The organism is Pseudomonas sp. M1 (assembly GCF_022760135.1).
Lineage (GTDB): Bacteria > Pseudomonadota > Gammaproteobacteria > Pseudomonadales > Pseudomonadaceae > Pseudomonas > Pseudomonas citronellolis.
In genome coordinates this window covers 6893285-6910410 of sequence record NZ_CP094343.1, presented here as the reverse complement: position 1 = coordinate 6910410, position 17126 = coordinate 6893285, and the positions used below count along the sequence as shown (strand labels likewise).

13 protein-coding genes are annotated in these 17126 nt (G+C 68.9%); 11 read left to right on the top strand and 2 right to left on the bottom strand.

Annotated features, from left to right (window positions below; genetic code table 11):
- Positions 1-22: 22 nt before the first annotated feature.
- The 8 genes from PM1_RS30720 (at position 23) to cls (ending at position 8673) form a co-directional block, all read left to right on the top strand.
- Positions 23-493 carry a thioesterase family protein gene (locus PM1_RS30720; protein WP_009614333.1) on the top strand — a complete coding sequence of 157 codons (471 nt, stop codon included), beginning with the start codon at positions 23-25 and terminating at the stop codon, positions 491-493.
- Positions 494-495: 2 nt separating this feature from the next.
- Positions 496-1425: an alpha/beta hydrolase gene (locus PM1_RS30715; protein WP_009614335.1), complete on the top strand. Its 930-nt coding sequence runs from the start codon at positions 496-498 to the stop codon at positions 1423-1425.
- Positions 1426-2126: 701 nt separating this feature from the next.
- Positions 2127-2957 (top strand): iron uptake transporter permease EfeU, encoded by an 831-nt coding sequence (gene efeU / locus PM1_RS30710; RefSeq protein WP_009614336.1) that lies wholly within the window; start codon positions 2127-2129, stop codon positions 2955-2957.
- Positions 2954-4141 carry an iron uptake system protein EfeO gene (gene efeO / locus PM1_RS30705; protein WP_009614337.1) on the top strand — a complete coding sequence of 396 codons (1188 nt, stop codon included), beginning with the start codon at positions 2954-2956 and terminating at the stop codon, positions 4139-4141. The genes efeU and efeO (PM1_RS30705) overlap by 4 nt, the downstream gene beginning before the upstream one ends.
- A gap of 15 nt (positions 4142-4156) precedes the next feature.
- On the top strand, positions 4157-5434 hold the full coding sequence (efeB, locus tag PM1_RS30700) for an iron uptake transporter deferrochelatase/peroxidase subunit (RefSeq protein WP_009614338.1): 1278 nt from the start codon (positions 4157-4159) through the stop codon (positions 5432-5434).
- Between the two features lie 29 nt (positions 5435-5463).
- Positions 5464-6291, top strand: a complete 828-nt coding sequence (gene efeO, locus PM1_RS30695) for an iron uptake system protein EfeO (RefSeq protein WP_009614341.1) — start codon at positions 5464-5466, stop codon at positions 6289-6291.
- A 135-nt stretch (positions 6292-6426) separates the two neighbouring features.
- The gene (locus PM1_RS30690) at positions 6427-6675 is read left to right on the top strand and encodes a hypothetical protein (RefSeq protein WP_009614343.1); all 249 of its coding nucleotides are present in this window, start codon (positions 6427-6429) and stop codon (positions 6673-6675) included.
- A 573-nt stretch (positions 6676-7248) separates the two neighbouring features.
- The gene (gene cls, locus PM1_RS30685) at positions 7249-8673 is read left to right on the top strand and encodes a cardiolipin synthase (RefSeq protein WP_009614345.1); all 1425 of its coding nucleotides are present in this window, start codon (positions 7249-7251) and stop codon (positions 8671-8673) included.
- A 420-nt stretch (positions 8674-9093) separates the two neighbouring features.
- Here cls and ahpF read toward each other — a convergent pair whose 3' ends face one another.
- Together ahpF and ahpC are read right to left on the bottom strand one after the other, a co-directional pair.
- The gene (gene ahpF, locus PM1_RS30680; RefSeq protein WP_009614347.1) at positions 9094-10659 is read right to left on the bottom strand and encodes an alkyl hydroperoxide reductase subunit F; all 1566 of its coding nucleotides are present in this window, start codon (positions 10657-10659) and stop codon (positions 9094-9096) included.
- 135 nt (positions 10660-10794) lie between these two features.
- The gene (gene ahpC / locus PM1_RS30675) at positions 10795-11358 is read right to left on the bottom strand and encodes an alkyl hydroperoxide reductase subunit C (RefSeq protein WP_009614349.1); all 564 of its coding nucleotides are present in this window, start codon (positions 11356-11358) and stop codon (positions 10795-10797) included.
- 725 nt (positions 11359-12083) lie between these two features.
- Between ahpC and xdhA the strand changes: the two genes are divergently transcribed.
- The 3 genes from xdhA to xdhC are packed head-to-tail and all read left to right on the top strand — an operon-like array spanning position 12084 to position 16922.
- On the top strand, positions 12084-13508 hold the full coding sequence (gene xdhA / locus PM1_RS30670) for a xanthine dehydrogenase small subunit (protein WP_009614351.1): 1425 nt from the start codon (positions 12084-12086) through the stop codon (positions 13506-13508).
- Positions 13501-16089, top strand: coding sequence for a xanthine dehydrogenase molybdopterin binding subunit (gene xdhB, locus PM1_RS30665; protein WP_009614353.1), 2589 nt, complete (start codon positions 13501-13503; stop codon positions 16087-16089). Before xdhA ends, xdhB begins: the two co-directional genes overlap by 8 nt.
- Positions 16086-16922 carry a xanthine dehydrogenase accessory protein XdhC gene (gene xdhC, locus PM1_RS30660; RefSeq protein WP_009614355.1) on the top strand — a complete coding sequence of 279 codons (837 nt, stop codon included), beginning with the start codon at positions 16086-16088 and terminating at the stop codon, positions 16920-16922. Before xdhB ends, xdhC begins: the two co-directional genes overlap by 4 nt.
- Positions 16923-17126 lie beyond the last annotated feature (204 nt).

Below are 17126 nucleotides of genomic sequence, written 5' to 3'. Positions count from 1 at the left end.
GGGCTCTTTCGGAAGCGCACCCATGCCCACCCTGAAAACCTACGAAACCCCGGTACTGGCCGAGTGGACCGACTACAACGGCCACCTGCGCGACGCCTACTACCTGCTGATCTTCAGCTACGCCACCGACGCCCTGATGGACCACCTGGGCCTGGACAGCGCCGGCCGCGAGGCCAGCGGCCACTCGCTGTTCACCCTGGAGGTGCACCTGAACTACCTGCACGAAGTGAAGCAGGGCGAGCCGGTGGAAGTGCGCACCCAACTGCTGGCCCACGACCGCAAGCGCCTGCACGTGCACCACACGCTGCACCGCCCCGGCGAGGACGAACCGCTGGCGGCCAGCGAACAGATGCTGCTGCACGTGAGCCTGGACGGCCCGCGCTCGGCGCCCTTCGAGGGCGTGGTGCTGGAGCGCGTGCTGGCCCTGGCCGAGGCGCACCGCTCCCTGCCGCGGCCGGCGCACGTCGGCCGGGTGATCGGCCTGCCGGGCTGAGCATGGCGCGCGAGTACCCGCTGTCCGCAGGCATGGCGGACTTCGTCGCGCGTACCCGCGCCTTCGCCAGCGCCGATCCGTCCCTGGCGGCGCAGCGCAAGGCCTACTCGCGCATGGCCGCCGCCTTCACCCCGCCGCGCCCGCCGGGCCTGCGGGTGAGCGACCTGGCCCTGGCCGGCCTGCCGCCGCTGCGCCTGTTCCGCCCGGCGGGCACACCGCCGGCAACGGGCTGGGCGGCGCTGCTGTTCCTCCACGGCGGCGGCTGGATGCTCGGCGACCTCGACTCCCACGCCTTCTTCTGCGCCGAACTGGCCGCCCGCCTGGGCCTGCTGGTGCTGGCGGTGGACTACCGGCTGGCCCCGGAACACCCCTTCCCCGCCGCCCTGCAGGACAGCCTGGCAGCCTGGCGCGCCCTGCGCGACGGCGCGCTGGACGAACCCCTCGACCGCACCCGTCTGGCGGTAGCCGGCGACAGCGCCGGCGGCAACCTGGCCGCGGCCCTGTGCCTGGCCCTGCGCGACGCGGGCGAGCCGCAGCCGCGGGTTCAGGTGCTGGTCTATCCGGCGCTGGGTGACGAGGCTACGGATTCGCGAGTCGAGTGTGCGGATGCGCCGTTGTTGTCCGCGGCTGACATGCGGGCGTGCATCGATGCCTATTTGCCTGATCCATTGCAACGGCATCGGCCTCTCGCCTTGCCTTTGCGGGCCCATGATTTCGCTGGGTTGGCACCGGCGTTCGTGGGTGTGGCCGAGTTCGATCCGTTGCGGGATGACGGGCGGCGCTATGCCGAGCGGCTGCGCAGGGATGGGGTGGAGGTGGACTATTTTCCCGGGCCGGGGTTGGTCCATGGCTGCTTGCGGGCGCGGGAGCTGGCGGAGGTGGATAGGTTGTACGAGGCACTGTTCGAGGCGCTGGCCCGGCGTCTGGATTGAGCGCAGGCGGTTTTTCGCTTTTCCGCTTTTCCGCTTTTCCGCTTTTCCGCTTTTCCGCTTTTCCGCTTTTCCGCTTTTCCGCTTTTCCGCTTTTCGTAGGAGCGAGCTTGCTCGCGAACGGAGTTTCCAGGTGGCCTGGGTGCCTCGGTTTGACTCCGCTCCCTCTCCCCAACCCTCTCCCTGAAGGGAGAGGGGGCTTGTCCGTGCCGAGAGAAGGCTTGGTTTCAACCGGCAATCACAGTGCTAGCCGGCTGACTCCAGAACATCAGCATCTGCCCAACGGTCCCCTCTCCCTTCAGGGAGAGGGTTAGGGAGAGGGCGTTCTTCAGGATATGCACCGAACCTGACCGGCAGAACGCCATTCGCGAGCAAGCTCGCTCCTACGAAAAGCCAACCAGGACGAACAAAAAAAATCCCCCGCCGCGCCCGACGCGCGACAGGGGACGAAAGCGAGCCGTCAAGGCTCCCAGTGTGACAAGCACCTACTTCGGTATCGACCGCAGCGGCATGGCTCCAGTGTGGCTGCTTCGCCAACTTCGGGTTTGCCGAAAACGACGTGCGCGTATCCGCCGCGGACAGGCAACGAAACTAGGCACGGCCCCTTAAGCAATCCTTAAGGCGACGACATCGAGAATCCTTCTTGTTTGCATTCTCAGCCGCCGCCGACCCCCGCGCCGCGCGGCCCTGCCCCAGGTGAAACCATGCTGGTCCCCTTCCTGATCATGCTCCGCGAGGGCATGGAGGCCGCGCTCATCGTCGGCATCATCGCCAGCTACCTGCGCCGCACCGGGCGCGCGCACTGGATGCCGGCGGTGTGGATCGGGGTGTTCCTCGCCGCCGCCCTGGCGCTGTTCGTCGGCGCCGGGCTGGAGCTGGCCAGCGCCGAGTTCCCGCAGAAGCAGCAGGAACTGTTCGAGGCCCTGGTGGGCCTGGCCGCGGTGGCCATCCTCACCTCCATGGTGTTCTGGATGCGCAAGATGGCGCGCTCCATCAAGGGCGAGCTGCAGGCCGCGCTGGACCACGCCTTCCACTCCCGCCACCAGGGTTATGCGCTGATCGCCATGGTGTTCCTCGCCGTGGCCCGCGAGGGCCTGGAGACGGTGTTCTTCCTGCTCGCCGTGTTCCAGCAGAGCGAGGGCCCCGGGGCGCCGCTGGGGGCGCTGCTCGGCCTGGCGCTGGCGGTGGCCCTGGGCTACGGCATCTACAGCGGCGGCGTGCGCCTGAACCTGGCGCGCTTCTTCCGCTGGACCGGGCTGTTCATCCTGGTGGTGGCCGCCGGCATCCTCGCCAACGCGGTGCGCTCGCTGCACGAGGCCGGGGTCTGGAACCTGCTGCAGGCGCCCCTGTGGGACAGCGGCGCCAGCCTGCCCGAGGACGGCGCCCTGGGCTCGCTGCTGGCCGGGCTGTTCGGCTACCAGCAGAGCCCCACCCTGAGCACCCTCGGCGCCTGGCTGGCCTACCTGGCGCTGAGCCTGACGCTGTTCTTCCTGCCGCCGCGCCCCGCGGCCCCTGCCCGGAGCACCGCCGAATGAGCCTGCCGGAACCCCAGCCGCCGGTGGGCGCCCGCCGCCTGCTGCTCAACGCCGCGGTGGCGGCCTCGGCGGCGCTGGCCGTGCTCGGCGCGGCGGCCTTCTACTACGCCGCGCGCCACGCCCACCAGGCCAAGCTGGAAAACGACGAAGTGCAGGTCACGGTGCTGCCCCACGGCTGCCAGCCCAACGTCCTGAGCGTGCCGGCAGGGCAGGCGCGCTTCCGCATCCTCAACCGCTCCGACCGCGCGGTGGAGTGGGAAATCCTCGACGGCGTGATGGTGGTGGAGGAACGCGAGAACATCGCCCCGGGCATGAGCCAGTCGCTCTCGGCCTACCTCGCCCCCGGCGACTACCAGGTCACCTGCGGCCTGCTCAGCAACCCCCACGGCAGCCTGCACGTCACCCCCAGCGCGGCCGCCAGCGCCGCCCGGCAGGCGCGCTCGCCGCTGCTGGACTTCGTCGCCCCGCTGGCCGAATACCGCGTCTACCTGGCCGGCCAGCTGCGCCAGTTGCAACGCGCCCTGGACGCCCTGCGCCAGGCCCTGGCCACCAACGACCTCGCCGCCGCGCGCACGCATTACCTGGAAGGCCGCGCCGCCTACCAGCGCATCGCCGCCAGCGCCCAGCGCCTGGCCGAGCTGGACAACCGCATCGCCCCGCGCGCCGACGCCTTCGAACAGCGCGAGCAAGACCCGGCCTTCGGCGGCTTCCACCGCATCGAGTACGGCCTGTTCGCCCAGAACTCGACCGCCGGCCTGGCGCCGGTCGCCACGCAACTGCAGGCCGACGTCGCCGCCCTGAAGGACGCCCTCATGGCCCAGTCGCTGCCGCCCGAACAGCTCTCCGACAACGCCGCGCGGCTGCTGCGCAACCTGGCCGAGCAACGCGTGAACGGCGACGAGGAACGCTACAGCCACAGCGACCTGGCCGGCTTCGCCGCCAACCTGGAAGGCGCGCGCAAGGTCATCGACCTGTTGCGCCCGCTGCTGCAACGCAAGGCCCCCGAACTGCCCGCGCGCCTGGACGCCGCCGCCGCGGCGCTCGACACCGGCCTCGCGCCACTGGCCGGCAGGCCCTACGACCAGGTCACGGCCTCCCAGCGCCAGCAGCTGGCCGCCGCGGCCACCCGCCTGGCCGAGGCGCTGGACGCCGTGGCGCCGGCCCTGGGCCTGGCCCAACCCTGATCAGAGGAAGTACCGATGCACAGTAACGACGACAGCCCCGCCAACGCCCAACGCCGCCGCGTGCTGCTCGGCCTCGGCGCCGCCGGCGTGGCCCTGGCCGGCGCCAGCCTGGCGGGCCCGGCGCGGGCCGCCGACACCGCGGCCGTCACCCACGCGCCGGCCAGCGAACGCACCCAGGAGCGCAACGCCTGGTTCGGCCGCCACCAGCCGGGCATAGTCACGCCGCGCCCGGCGGCCGGGATGATCGTCGCCTTCGACGTGCTGGCCAGCGACCGCGCCGGCCTGGAGCGGCTGTTCCGGGTGCTCGACGAGCGCATCCGCTTCCTCATGGCCGGCGGAGCGGTGCAACAGGTCGACCCCAAGCTGCCGCCGCTGGACTCGGGCATCCTCGGCCCGGTGGTGATCCCGGACAACCTGACCGTCACCGTCTCGGTGGGCGATTCGCTGTTCGACGAGCGCTTCGGCCTGGCGGCGCGCAAGCCACGCCACCTGCAACCCATGGCCGGCTTCCCCAACGACGCCCTGGACCCGGCGCGCTGCCACGGCGACCTGTGCCTGCAGTTCTGCGCCAACACCCCGGACACCAACATCCACGCGCTGCGCGACATCGTGAAGAACACCCCGGACCTGCTGCTGGTGCGCTGGAAGCAGGAAGGCAGCGTGCCGGTGCAGCCCAGCCGCCCCGGCCAGCCCACCGAAAGCGCGCGCAACTTCCTGGGCTTCCGCGACGGCTCGGCCAACCCCGACTCCAGCGACGAGGCGGCCATGCGCCGCATCGTCTGGGTGCAGCCCGGCAGCGGCGAGCCGGCCTGGGCGGCGGGCGGCAGCTACCAGGCGGTGCGCATCATCCGCAACTTCGTCGAACGCTGGGACCGCACGCCGCTGCAGGAGCAGGAAAGCATCATCGGCCGGATCAAGGCCAGCGGCGCGCCCCACGACGGCCGGGTGGAAACCGACGTGCCGGACTACGCCCGCGACACCGAGGGCAAGCGCACGCCGCTGGACGCCCACATCCGCCTGGCCAACCCGCGCACCGCGCAGAGCCAGGCCAACCTCATCCTGCGCCGGCCGTTCAACTACTCCAACGGCGCGGCCAGCAACGGCCAGTTGGACATGGGCCTGCTGTTCATCTGCTACCAGGCGGACCTGGCGCGCGGCTTCATCGCCGTGCAGACGCGCCTGAACGGCGAGCCGCTGGAGGAATACCTGAAGCCGCAAGGCGGCGGCTACTTCTTCGTCCTGCCCGGGGTCACCGGGCCGGACGACTTCCTCGGCCGCAGCCTGCTGGCCTGAACAACGACAACGCACTGGAGCCACCGGACATGAAACGCACCTCCCTCGCCCTGCTGTTCAGCCTCGGCCTGCTCGCCGCGCCGCTGGCCACCTTCGCCGCCACCGGCTCGCCGCTGGACCTGGTCGGCCCCATCGCCGACTACAAGCTCTATGTCACCGACAACCTCGACGAGCTGGTCAAGCGCACCCAGCAGTTCACCGACGCGGTGAAGCAGGGCGACCTGGCCACGGCGAAGAAGCTCTACGCGCCGACCCGCGTGTTCTATGAGTCGATCGAACCGGTGGCCGAGCTGTTCAGCGACCTGGACAGCGCCATCGACTCCCGCGAGGACGACCACGAGAAGAAGGTCGACGCCCCGGACTTCACCGGTTTCCACCGCATCGAGTACGGCCTGTTCAGCAAGAACAGCACCGAAGGCCTGGGCCCGCTGGCCGACAAGCTGATGGCCGACGTGCACGAGCTGCGCAAGCGCGTGGAAGGCCTGCCCTTCCCGCCGGAGAAGGTGGTCGGCGGCGCCGCCGCGCTGATGGAGGAAGTGGCCGCGACCAAGGTCAGCGGCGAGGAAGATCGCTACAGCCACACCGACCTGTACGACTTCCAGGGCAACGTCGACGGCGCCAAGAAGATCGTCGAACTGTTCCGCTCGCAACTGGCCAAGCAGGACCCGGCCTTCGTCGCCAAGGTGGAGAAGAACTTCGCCACGGTCGACGGCATCCTCGCCAAGTACAAGACCAGGGACGGCGGCTACCAGACCTACGACAAGCTCAGCGCCAAGGACCGCAAGGCCCTGGCCGGGCCGGTCAACACCCTGGCCGAGGACCTTTCGACCCTGCGCGGCAAGCTCGGCCTGAACTAAAGCCGGTCGCGGGCCGTCCCGGTCGGAAAACGACCTGCTCTTGCCTGTGAAGGACACTCCGCCGGCCGGGTGCTTGCGCCCGGCCGGCGCTGTTCCGAGAATCCGGGGAAGCCCAACCTCACGGAGGACTCCGCGATGATGCACGCCGACCTGATCGACCAGGACGATTTCCGCGAACGCCTGCAGGCGCTGGGCTTCGCCGTTCCGCCGGACGTCACCGCGGAACAGGCCTGCGAATACGCGGTGCGCGCCCTCACCCCCGAACGCTCCATGGCCCTGCGCCGGCTGGTGGAGGAGATGCTGGGCGGCAACGCGACGCTGCTGCCGGCGGTGCGCGAGGCGATTTCGCGGCAGCTGCTGCCGGCGTTGGTGCCAAGGCCCTGAGTAGCGCTCGTTCGCGCTCTTCGCTCTTTGCTCTTTGCTCTTTGCTTTTCGTAGGAGCGAGCTTGCTCGCGAACAGTGTTCTGCCGGGGCTTTGGGGCTTGTCCTGAAGAGCGCCCTCTCCCTAACCCTCTCCCTGAAGGGAGAGGGGACCGTTCGGAGTGCGCTGATGTTTCGGCGTTAGCCGGCTAGCACAGAGATTACTGGCTGAAACCCCTCCTCCTCTCGGCACGAACAAGCCCCCTCTCCCTTCAGGGAGAGGGCTGGGGAGAGGGAACCACGGGCGGGCCAGAACACCCAAAGCCACCGGCCCCTCCCGAAAGCGCCCGGTTGGCCTCCTCCCGTTCGTCGACCAAGGCCAAACGGCGGATAACGCGGAGCGTTATCCGCCCTACGCCGCTTTCCCCCGCAATAGGCCAGGGTCGTGCCATGGTTCCCTACCGGAGTCCCCCATGAGCGTGCTGCGCCTGGGCAAGGCCTACGAAACCTGGCGTGGCGAACTGCCGGGATGGCCGCGGCCCCCCGAGCGAGGCTAAGCTGCGCTAACACGCACGGCAGAAGGACTCGTTCGCGCGCATGCATTACTCCGCCTACATCGCCCATTTCCTGGTGGCCATCCAGATCCTCGGCGTGGTCGCCGCCGTCCACGCGGTGCTCACCGTGCGTACCGCGCAGGGCGCCATCGCCTGGGCCATTTCCCTGGTGTTCATGCCGCTGCTCACCCTGCTGCCCTACCTGGTGTTCGGCCGCAGCCGCTTCGACGCCTACATAGGCGCGCGGCGCCAGGCCAACGAGGAGATGCACCTGGCCGCCGCCGAGCTGGACTGGCGGCCCTGGGTGGAAGAGGCCCTTACGGCAAGCCAGTCGGAGAACTACAAGGCGCTCAAGGCCCTGACCGCGCTGGCGCGCATGCCGACCCTGGCGAACAATCACGTGCGCCTGCTGGTCAACGGCAAGGCCACCTTCGACGCCATCTTCGAGGCCATCGCCCAGGCCAGGCAGGTGGTGCTGGTGCAGTTCTTCATCGTCCGCGACGACGCCCTCGGCCAGCGCCTGGCGCAGCTGCTGCTGGAGCGCGCGGCCAACGGCGTGGAAGTCTTCCTGCTCTACGACGCCATCGGCAGCCACGGCCTGCCCGGGCGCTACGTCGAGCGCCTGCGCGCCGGCGGCGTGCAGGTGCAGGCCTTCAGCACCGGCCACGGGGCGATCAACCGCTTCCAGCTGAACTTCCGCAACCACCGCAAGGTGGTGGTGGTCGACGGCCTGCGCGGCTTCGTCGGCGGGCACAACGTCGGCGTCGAATACCTGGGCGAGAAGCCGCCGCTGTCGCCCTGGCGCGACACCCACGTGGAACTGCGCGGCCCGGCCGTGGCCTGCCTGCAGGAGTGCTTCGCCGAGGACTGGTTCTGGGCCACCCACGCCCTGCCCACCCTGCTGCTGCCGGACAGCTACGACGAGCAGGGGGTGATCTGCCAGGTGCTGGCCAGCGGCCCGGCGGACAAGCAGGAAACCTGCTCGCTGTTCTTCGTCGAGATGATCAACGCGGCCAGCGAAAGGGTGTGGATAACCACCCCGTACTTCATCCCCGACGAGGCGGTCAGCTCGGCCCTGCGCCTGGCCGCGCTGCGCGGCGTGGACGTGCGCATCCTGCTGCCCTCGCGCCCGGACCACCGCACCGTCTACGCCGCCTCCAGCCTCTACGCCCAGGACGCGGTGCGCGCCGGGGTGAAGGTGTACCGCTACCAGCCGGGCTTCCTGCACCAGAAGGTGGTGCTGGTGGACCACGACTGCGCCGCGGTGGGCAGCGCCAACCTGGACAACCGCTCGTTCCGGCTGAACTTCGAGATCATGCTGGTGACGGTGGACGAAGCCTTCGCCCGCGACGTGGAGAGCATGCTGCTGGCGGATTTCGAGCAGGCGGTGGAGCTGGGCACGGAGCGCAGCGGGCAGTTGCAGCAGTTGGGGATGCGGGTGGCGCGGTTGGTTTCGCCGATTCTTTGATGCTTGCGGGCTGGAGGCTAGAGGCTGGAGGCTTTTCGTAGGAGCGAGCTTGCTCGCGAACCTGTCGGGGTCCGGTGCCAAGCTGTTCGCGAGCAAGCTCGCTCCTACGAGGAGAAGGTGTTCGGCGGTGATTTCTGGTGTGGCGGGGATGCCGCGGCCCTCTCCCTAACCCTCTCCCTGAAGGGAGAGGGGACCGTTGGGCAGGGCTGGGTGTTTTAGAGTCAGCCGGCGACGCCGGAGGTGTCCGGCTGAAACCCTTCCATCTCTCGGCACGAACTAGCCCCCTCTCCCTTCAGGGAGAGGGCTGGGGAGAGGGAACCCAACTCACCCCCGAACCCCATCGACCCCCGGCCAAACACCCACAAAGAAAAACGCCCGGCTCACTCAAGTGAACCGGGCGTTTTGACTAGCGCGAGGTCATCAGGCCGGCGCAGAACTACGGATCAGGTGATCGAAGGCCGACAACGAAGCCTTCGCCCCCTCGCCCACCGCAATCACGATCTGCTTGTACGGCACCGTAGTCACGTCACCGGCGGCGAAGATACCCGGCAGCGAAGTCTCGCCGCGCGCATCGACGATGATCTCGCCGCGCGGGGTCAGCTCGACGCTGCCCTTGAGCCACTCGGTGTTCGGCAGCAGGCCGATCTGCACGAAGATGCCCTCCAGCTCCACCGATTTGAACTCTTCCGAGTTGCGGTCCTTGTAGACCAGGCCGGTGACCTTCTGGCCGTCGCCCTTCACTTCGCTGGTCAGGGCGCTGGTGATCACGTCCACGTTCGGCAGGCTGTACAGCTTGCGTTGCAGCACGGCGTCGGCGCGCAGCTTGCTGTCGAACTCCAGCAGGGTCACGTGGGCGACGATGCCGGCCAGGTCGATGGCCGCCTCGACGCCGGAGTTGCCGCCGCCGATCACCGCCACGCGCTTGCCCTTGAACAGCGGGCCGTCGCAGTGCGGGCAGAAGCACACGCCCTTGGCCTTGTATTCCTGCTCGCCGGGCACGCCCATCTCACGCCAGCGGGCGCCGGTGGCGAGGATCACGGTCTTGGCCTTGAGGCTGCCGCCGCCCTCGAACTTCACTTCGTGCAGCTCGCCGGCATTCTTCGCCGGAACCAGCGCGCTGGCGCGCTGCAGGTTCATGATGTCGACCTCGTACTGCTTCACGTGCTCTTCCAGCGCGCGGGCCAGTTTCGGGCCTTCGGTTTCCTTCACCGAGATGAAGTTCTCGATGGCCATGGTGTCCAGCACCTGGCCACCGAAGCGCTCGGCGGCGACGCCGGTGCGGATGCCCTTGCGCGCGGCGTAGATGGCCGCCGAGGCGCCGGCCGGGCCACCGCCCACCACCAGCACGTCGAAGGCTTCCTTGGCGGCCAGCTTCTCGGCTTCGCGAGCGGCGGCGCCGGTGTCGATCTTGGCGAGGATTTCCTCCACGCCCATGCGGCCCGCGCCGAAGACTTCGCCGTTCAGGTAGATGCTCGGCACCGACATGATCTGGCGCTTTTCCACCTCGTCCTGGAACAGCGCGCCGTCGATGGCGACGTGGCGGATGTTGGGGTTGAGCACCGCCATCAGGTTCAGCGCCTGGACCACGTCCGGGCAGTTCTGGCAGGACAGCGAGAAGTAGGTTTCGAACTCGAACCTGCCCTGGATACCCTTGACCTGCTCGATGACTTCGGGCTCGAGCTTGGACGGGTGGCCGCCGACCTGCAGCAGGGCCAGCACCAGGGAGGTGAATTCGTGGCCCATGGGGATACCGGCGAAACGCAGGCCGATGTCCGCACCCGGGCGGTTCAGCGAGAAGGACGGCTTGCGTTCGTCGCTGCCGTCTTCGCGCAGAGTGATCTTGTCGGTCAGGCCGACGATGTCGTGCAGCAGTTCGCTCAGCTCGCGGGATTTGTCGCTGTCATCGAGGGACGCGACTATCTCGAACGGCTGGGTGACCTTTTCCAGGTAGGCCTTCAACTGGGTCTTAAGATTGGCGTCCAACATGAATTCAGCTCCTACGAAATTCGGGCAAAAGGGTTCCCGCGGCGGACGCTGTGCGTCCGCCCTGCACGCTTGCGGGTAGGCTTTGGGCAGGACGGGCGGCCCTTGTGGGGGCCGTCCGCCGGGGGAGGGTGTTACTTAGATCTTGCCGACCAGGTCCAGGGAGGGAGCCAGGGTCTTCTCGCCTTCTTTCCACTTGGCCGGGCAGACTTCGCCCGGGTGGGCGGCGGTGTACTGGGCGGCTTTCAGCTTGCGCAGGGTCTCGGACACGTCACGGGCGATCTCGTTGCTGTGGATCTCGACGGTCTTGATCACGCCTTCCGGGTTGATCACGAAGGTGCCGCGCAGGGCCAGGCCTTCTTCCGGGATGTGCACGCCGAAGGCGTTGGTCAGCTGGTGGGTCGGGTCGCCGATCAGCGGGAACTGGGCCTTGCCCACGGCCGGGGAGGTTTCGTGCCAGACCTTGTGGGAGAAGTGGGTGTCGGTGGTGACGATGTAGACTTCGGCGCCAGCGTCGCGGAAGGCGGCGTAGTTGTTGGCGGCGTCTTCGATCTCGGTCGGGCAGTTGAAGGTGAAGGCTGCCGGCATGAAGATCAGGACCGACCACTTGCCCTTCAGGGACTGCTCGGTGACTTCGATGAACTTGCCGTTGTGGAAGGCGTTGACCTTGAACGGTTGGACTTGGGTGTTGATCAGGTTCATTCGGCATTCCTCGTAGAGATGGGTTGATCGAATTGGTTATGAAATTCGACGTGGGCAAGATTATCCACTATTAGCCCGGATGGCCCATTGATTTAGGCCATCAAACAAATTGGCTTTCTCTATCAGCGGACTTATAAAAGGAAGAGCACCGCTATCGATGAGCGATGCCATCCTCCATCCTGCACAACCGACACGACCGCCTCGTGACAGCTCGGTGCCCGGCCTTCCACGGCTGCCCCAGGGACACCGGGGCTAACCGCGCGAACGAGGTAGACCAGCGCATCCTGGGCGAAGAGCATCTTCCCGACCAACGGCAGCCCGCAAGCCATCAGCCGCAGCGGAGATGCCGGTGCGGGCCATGACCTATCCCTGAAGCAGCACCGTCGCAGGATGGCGTTGAGCGAAGCGATACCCATCGCCGCAACCGCATGGGTTTCGCAAGCTCAACCCATCCTACGAAAAGCGTTCACACCGCAGCGCTCCGCCTGAGGCCTATAAGCACGGCCGCCAGGGGCTGTGGGCATGGGCGGGCTTCACCAGTGGCGGGGGCCGAAGCAGTTTCCTGGCCAGCTGGTCAAAAAGCGCCGCAAGCCTATGCTTTAGCTTATGGAGCCGGCCCTTTCGGCTGGCAGAGTTCGTGCATTACCTGACCACATGGACAGCTTTGCCGCCGCGTCAGGCCCGCCCCCGGCAGGCGCCGCGAGCGCGCTCCAGCGAGGTTACGCATGATCCAGTTCCTGCTCGACGACGAGCTGCGCCAGGTGGACGGCCTGGCGCCGGAAACGAGCCTGCTCGACTACCTGCGCACCCAGCTGGGGCGCACCGGCACCAAGGAGGGCTGCGCCTCCGGCGACTGCGGCGCCTGCACCCTGGTGCTCGCCGAACCCGACGGCGAGGGCCTGCGCTACCGCGCGGTGAACGCCTGCATCACCCCGCTGGGCTCGCTGCACGGGCGCCAGCTGCTGACGGTGGAAAGCCTCGCCGAGGGCGAACGCCTGCACCCGGTGCAGCAGGCCATGGTGGACTGCCACGGCGCGCAGTGCGGCTTCTGCACGCCGGGCATCGTCATGTCGCTGTTCGCCTGGCGCCACGCGGCCTGCGAGCTCGACCGCGAGAGCGCGCTGACGGCCCTTTCCGGCAACCTGTGCCGCTGCACCGGCTACCGGCCGATCCTCGAAGCCGCCAGGCGCATCGCCGGCGACACGCACAGGGATCGCTTCAGCGACGCCGAACGCGCCACCGCCGAACGCCTGCGCGCCCTGCCCGCCGGCGCCAGCCTGGACGACGGCGAACAGCACGCCTGGCTGCCTACCACGCTGGAAGAGCTGGACACCCTGTTGATGAACCATCCACAGGCGCGCCTAGTGGCCGGCGCCACCGACCTGGCCCTGGAAGCGACCCAGGCATTGAAGCGCTTCCCGCAGTTGATCCACCTGGAGCGCGTGGCCGAGCTGCGCCGCCTGGAGGAATACCCCGATCACTTGCTGATCGGCGCCGCGCGGCCCTATGCCGACTGTACGGACGCGCTGCGCGCCTTCCCCGGCGTGCCCGAGCTGCTGGAACGCCTGGGCTCGCTGCAGATCCGCCAGCGCGGCACCCTCGGCGGCAACATCGCCAACGCCTCGCCCATCGGCGACATGCCGCCGGTGCTGCTGGCCCTGGATACACGCCTGCGTCTACGCCGCGCCGGACAGCTGCGCGAAATCGCCATCGACGGCTTCTTCACCGGCTACCGGCAGAGCGTGCTGCAGCCGGGGGAATACATCGAGGCGATAGTTATCCCCAGGTTGAGGGAAGGCCAGCTGTTCCGTGTGGACAAAGTCTCCAAGCGCCGCGACGACGACATCTCCGCCGTGTGCCTGGCCCTGCGCCTGAACTTCGACGAGCAGGGCCTGGTGCGCGAGGTGCGCCTGGCCTGCGGCGGCATGGCCGCCACCCCGCTGCGCGGCCGCCGCAGCGAGGCCGCGCTGAGCGGCCGGGCGTTCGACGCCGCCGCCGTGGCCGCGGCCCAGGCCGCCCTGGCCGAGGACTTCCAGCCCATCGACGACCTGCGCGCCAGCGCCGCCTATCGCCTGAAGGTGGCGCAGAACCTGCTGCAACGCGCATTAGTGGAATACACGGCAACCCCTGCGGAGGTGCGCCATGCGTAGCCTGCCTCCCCTGGCCGCCAACGGCGGCGCCAGCGAAACCCGCAGCGCCGGCCAGGCCCGGCCCCACGACAGCGCCGAGCTGCACGTCAGCGGCGCGGCGCGCTACGTCGACGACATCAAGGAACCGCGCGAGCTGCTGCACGCCGCCGTCGGCCTCACGGACATCGCCTGCGGGGTTATCCACAAGCTGGACCTGGAGGCTGTGCGCAACGCCCCCGGCGTGGTCGCCGTGCTGACCCTGGACGACGTGCCCGGCCACACCGACATCGGCCCGGTGTTCCCCGGCGACCCGCTGCTGGCCGGCGAACGGGTGAAGTACCACGGCCAGGCGCTGTTCGCCGTGGCCGCGCAAACCCAGCTGCAGGCCCGCCGCGCCGTGCGCCTGGCCAAGGTGGAATACGCCGAGGAACAGCCGCTGCTGGACCCGCTGCGGGCCAAGGCCGAGGAACGCTTCGTGCGCCCGCCGCACTTCATGCGCCGCGGCGACGCCGAGCACGGCCTGGCCGCCGCGCCCTACGTGCTGCAGGCCAGCCAGTTCGTTGGCGGCCAGGAGCACTTCTACCTCGAAGGCCAGGTGTCCATGGCGCAGCCCACGGACGACGGCGGCATGTTCGTGTTCACCTCCAGCCAGCACCCCAGCGAGGTGCAGAAGCTGGTGGCCGAGGTGCTGGCCATCCCCCTGGCCAAGGTCACCGTGGAAGTGCGGCGCATGGGCGGCGGCTTCGGCGGCAAGGAAACCCAGGCCGCGCCCTGGGCCTGCCTGGCCGCGCTGCTGGCGCGCAAGACCGGATGCGCGGTGAAGCTGCGCCTGCCGCGCGCCGACGACATGCGCGCCACCGGCAAGCGCCACCCCTTCCACAACCGCTACCGCGTGGGCTTCGACGCCGAGGGCCGGCTGCTCGCCGCGCAACTGGAAGTGGTGGGCGACTGCGGCCACTCGCCGGACCTCTCCGACGCCATCGTCGACCGCGCCATGTTCCACGCCGACAACGCCTACTTCATCCCCGACGTGGCCGTGGCCGGCTACCGCAGCTTCACCAACATCGTTTCGCACACCGCCTTCCGCGGCTTCGGCGGGCCCCAGGGCATGATGCTGATCGAACGCGCCATGGACGACATCGCCCGCGCCGTCGGCCAGGACCCGCTGGACGTGCGCAAGCTCAACCTCTACGGCGGCAGCGGCCGCGACCTCACGCCCTACCACCAGCGCGTGGAACACAACCTGCTGGGCGAGCTGATCGAACGCCTGGAAGCCAGCAGCGACTATCGCGCCCGCCGCGCCGCCATCACTGCCTCCAATGCAGGCAGCCCAATACTCAAGCGCGGCCTGGCGCTGACGCCGGTGAAGTTCGGCATCAGCTTCACCGCCCAGCACCTGAACCAGGCCGGCGCGCTCATCCACCTGTACACCGACGGCAGCATCCAGCTGAACCATGGCGGCACCGAGATGGGCCAGGGCCTGAACACCAAGGTGGCGCAGATCGTCGCCGAGGAATTCCAGGTGCCGCTGGAGCGCGTGAGCATCACCGCCACGCGCACCGACAAGGTGCCCAACACCTCGCCCACCGCGGCCTCCAGCGGCACCGACCTGAACGGCATGGCCGCCCGCGACGCGGCCCGCACGCTGAAGGCGCGGCTGGCGGAATTCCTCGCCGCGCGCGAGGGCGTGACGCCCCAGGAAGTGCGCTTCGCCCACGGCCAGGTGCAAGTCCGGGACAAGGCGCTGGACTTCGCCGAGGTGGTGCAGGCCGCCTACTTCGCGCGGGTGCAGCTGTCGGCCACCGGCTTCTACCGCACGCCGAAGATCCACTACGACCGCGAGACCGGCCAGGGCCATCCGTTCTTCTACTTCGCCTATGGCGCGGCGGTGTCCGAGGTGGAAGTAGACAGCCTGACCGGCGAATACCGCCTGCTGCGGGTGGACATCCTCCACGACGTGGGCCGCAGCCTGAACCCGGCCGTCGACATCGGCCAGATCGAGGGCGGTTTCGTCCAGGGCATGGGCTGGCTGACCAGCGAGGAACTGAAGTGGGACGCCAAGGGCCGCCTGCTCACCACGGGGCCGGCGACCTACAAGATCCCGGCGGTGAGCGACGTGCCGGAAGACTTCCGCGTGGCCCTGTTCGACCGGCCCAACGAGGAAGACAGCGTGTACCTGTCCAAGGCCGTGGGCGAGCCGCCGTTCATGCTGGCCATCTCGGTGTGGTCGGCCCTGCGCGACGCCATCGCCAGCCTGGCGGACTACCGGGTGAGCCCGGCGCTGGATACGCCGGCTACGCCGGAGCGGGTGTTGTGGGCGTGCGAGGCGTTGAAGGGGTGGGCTGTGGATGGTTCGCTGGAAGACGCGGCATGCCCTCACCCTAGCCCTCTCCCGGAGGGAGAGGGGACCGTTTCGCGTGAAGCGAAACAATGGAGCCAGCCGGAAACTGTGGATAAATCTCCAGCGCCATCAGTTTCCCGCCACACCGAACAAGCCCCCTCTCCCTTCAGGGAGAGGGCTGGGGAGAGGGAACCCACCTCACCGCCAGCACAGAAGTACCCAACCAACACCAGCAACCCACCCCAGGAGCCCACCCCATGACCCCCACCTGGATGGACGCCATCGCCCGCCTGCGCGACGGCGCCGAGCCCTACGTGCTGGTCACCGTCATCGGCGTGCAGGGCTCCACCCCGCGCGAGGCCGGCTGCAAGATGCTGGTCACCGCCGACGCCTGCTACGACACCATCGGCGGCGGCCACCTGGAACTGGCCGCCACCGAGCACGCGCGCCAGCTGCTGCTGGCCGGCAAGGACGCGCAGAGCCTGGAGCACTTCCCCCTCGGCGCACGCCTGGGCCAATGCTGCGGCGGCCGCGCCAGCCTGCTGTTCGAGTGCTTCGCGGTGCGCGGGCCGCAGGTGCTGCTGTTCGGCGCCGGCCACGTCGGCCGCGCCCTGGCGCCGCTGCTGGCCGGGCTGCCGCTGCGCCTGGAATGGGTGGACAGCCGCGCCGCGGAATTCCCCGCCGAGTTACCCACAGGGGTGCGCTGCAGCCTGCTGGACGAACCGCTGGAGGCTGTGGATAAAGCCGCGCCGGGCAGCTACTACCTGATCATGACCCACAACCACCCGCTGGACTACGCTCTCGCCGAGGCCGTGCTCAAGCGCGGCGACGCCGGCTTCCTCGGCATGATCGGCTCGCGCACCAAGGCCCAGCGCTTCCACATGCGCCTGGAGCAGCGCGGCTTTTCCCCAGCCGCCATCGAATCCCTGCACTGCCCCATCGGCCTGCCCGAGGTGCCCGGCAAGCGCCCGCTGGAAGTGGCCATCGCCGTGGCCGCCCAGGTCATCGCCCGCTACCACCGGGACGCCCCGCCGCGCACCACGCGCAGCGGCGTCGAATGGAAAGCCCTGTGCAGCGAGGCAAACCATACGTAGGGCGAATAACCGTTCGCGGTTATCCGCCGTTTGACCTCGACCCCAGGCGCGCCCCGGATTCGGCCTCGAAGCGCCTGTCCGGGGTGTTCCGGGCCCGGCGCATCGGCCACCCCAGCCAACCCCAAAAAACCTGACCGACGGGACAACAGTTTTCCCCGGCCCCGCCGATAACCTCTTCGGCCCCTTCCCTACGCCCGTCTCCCG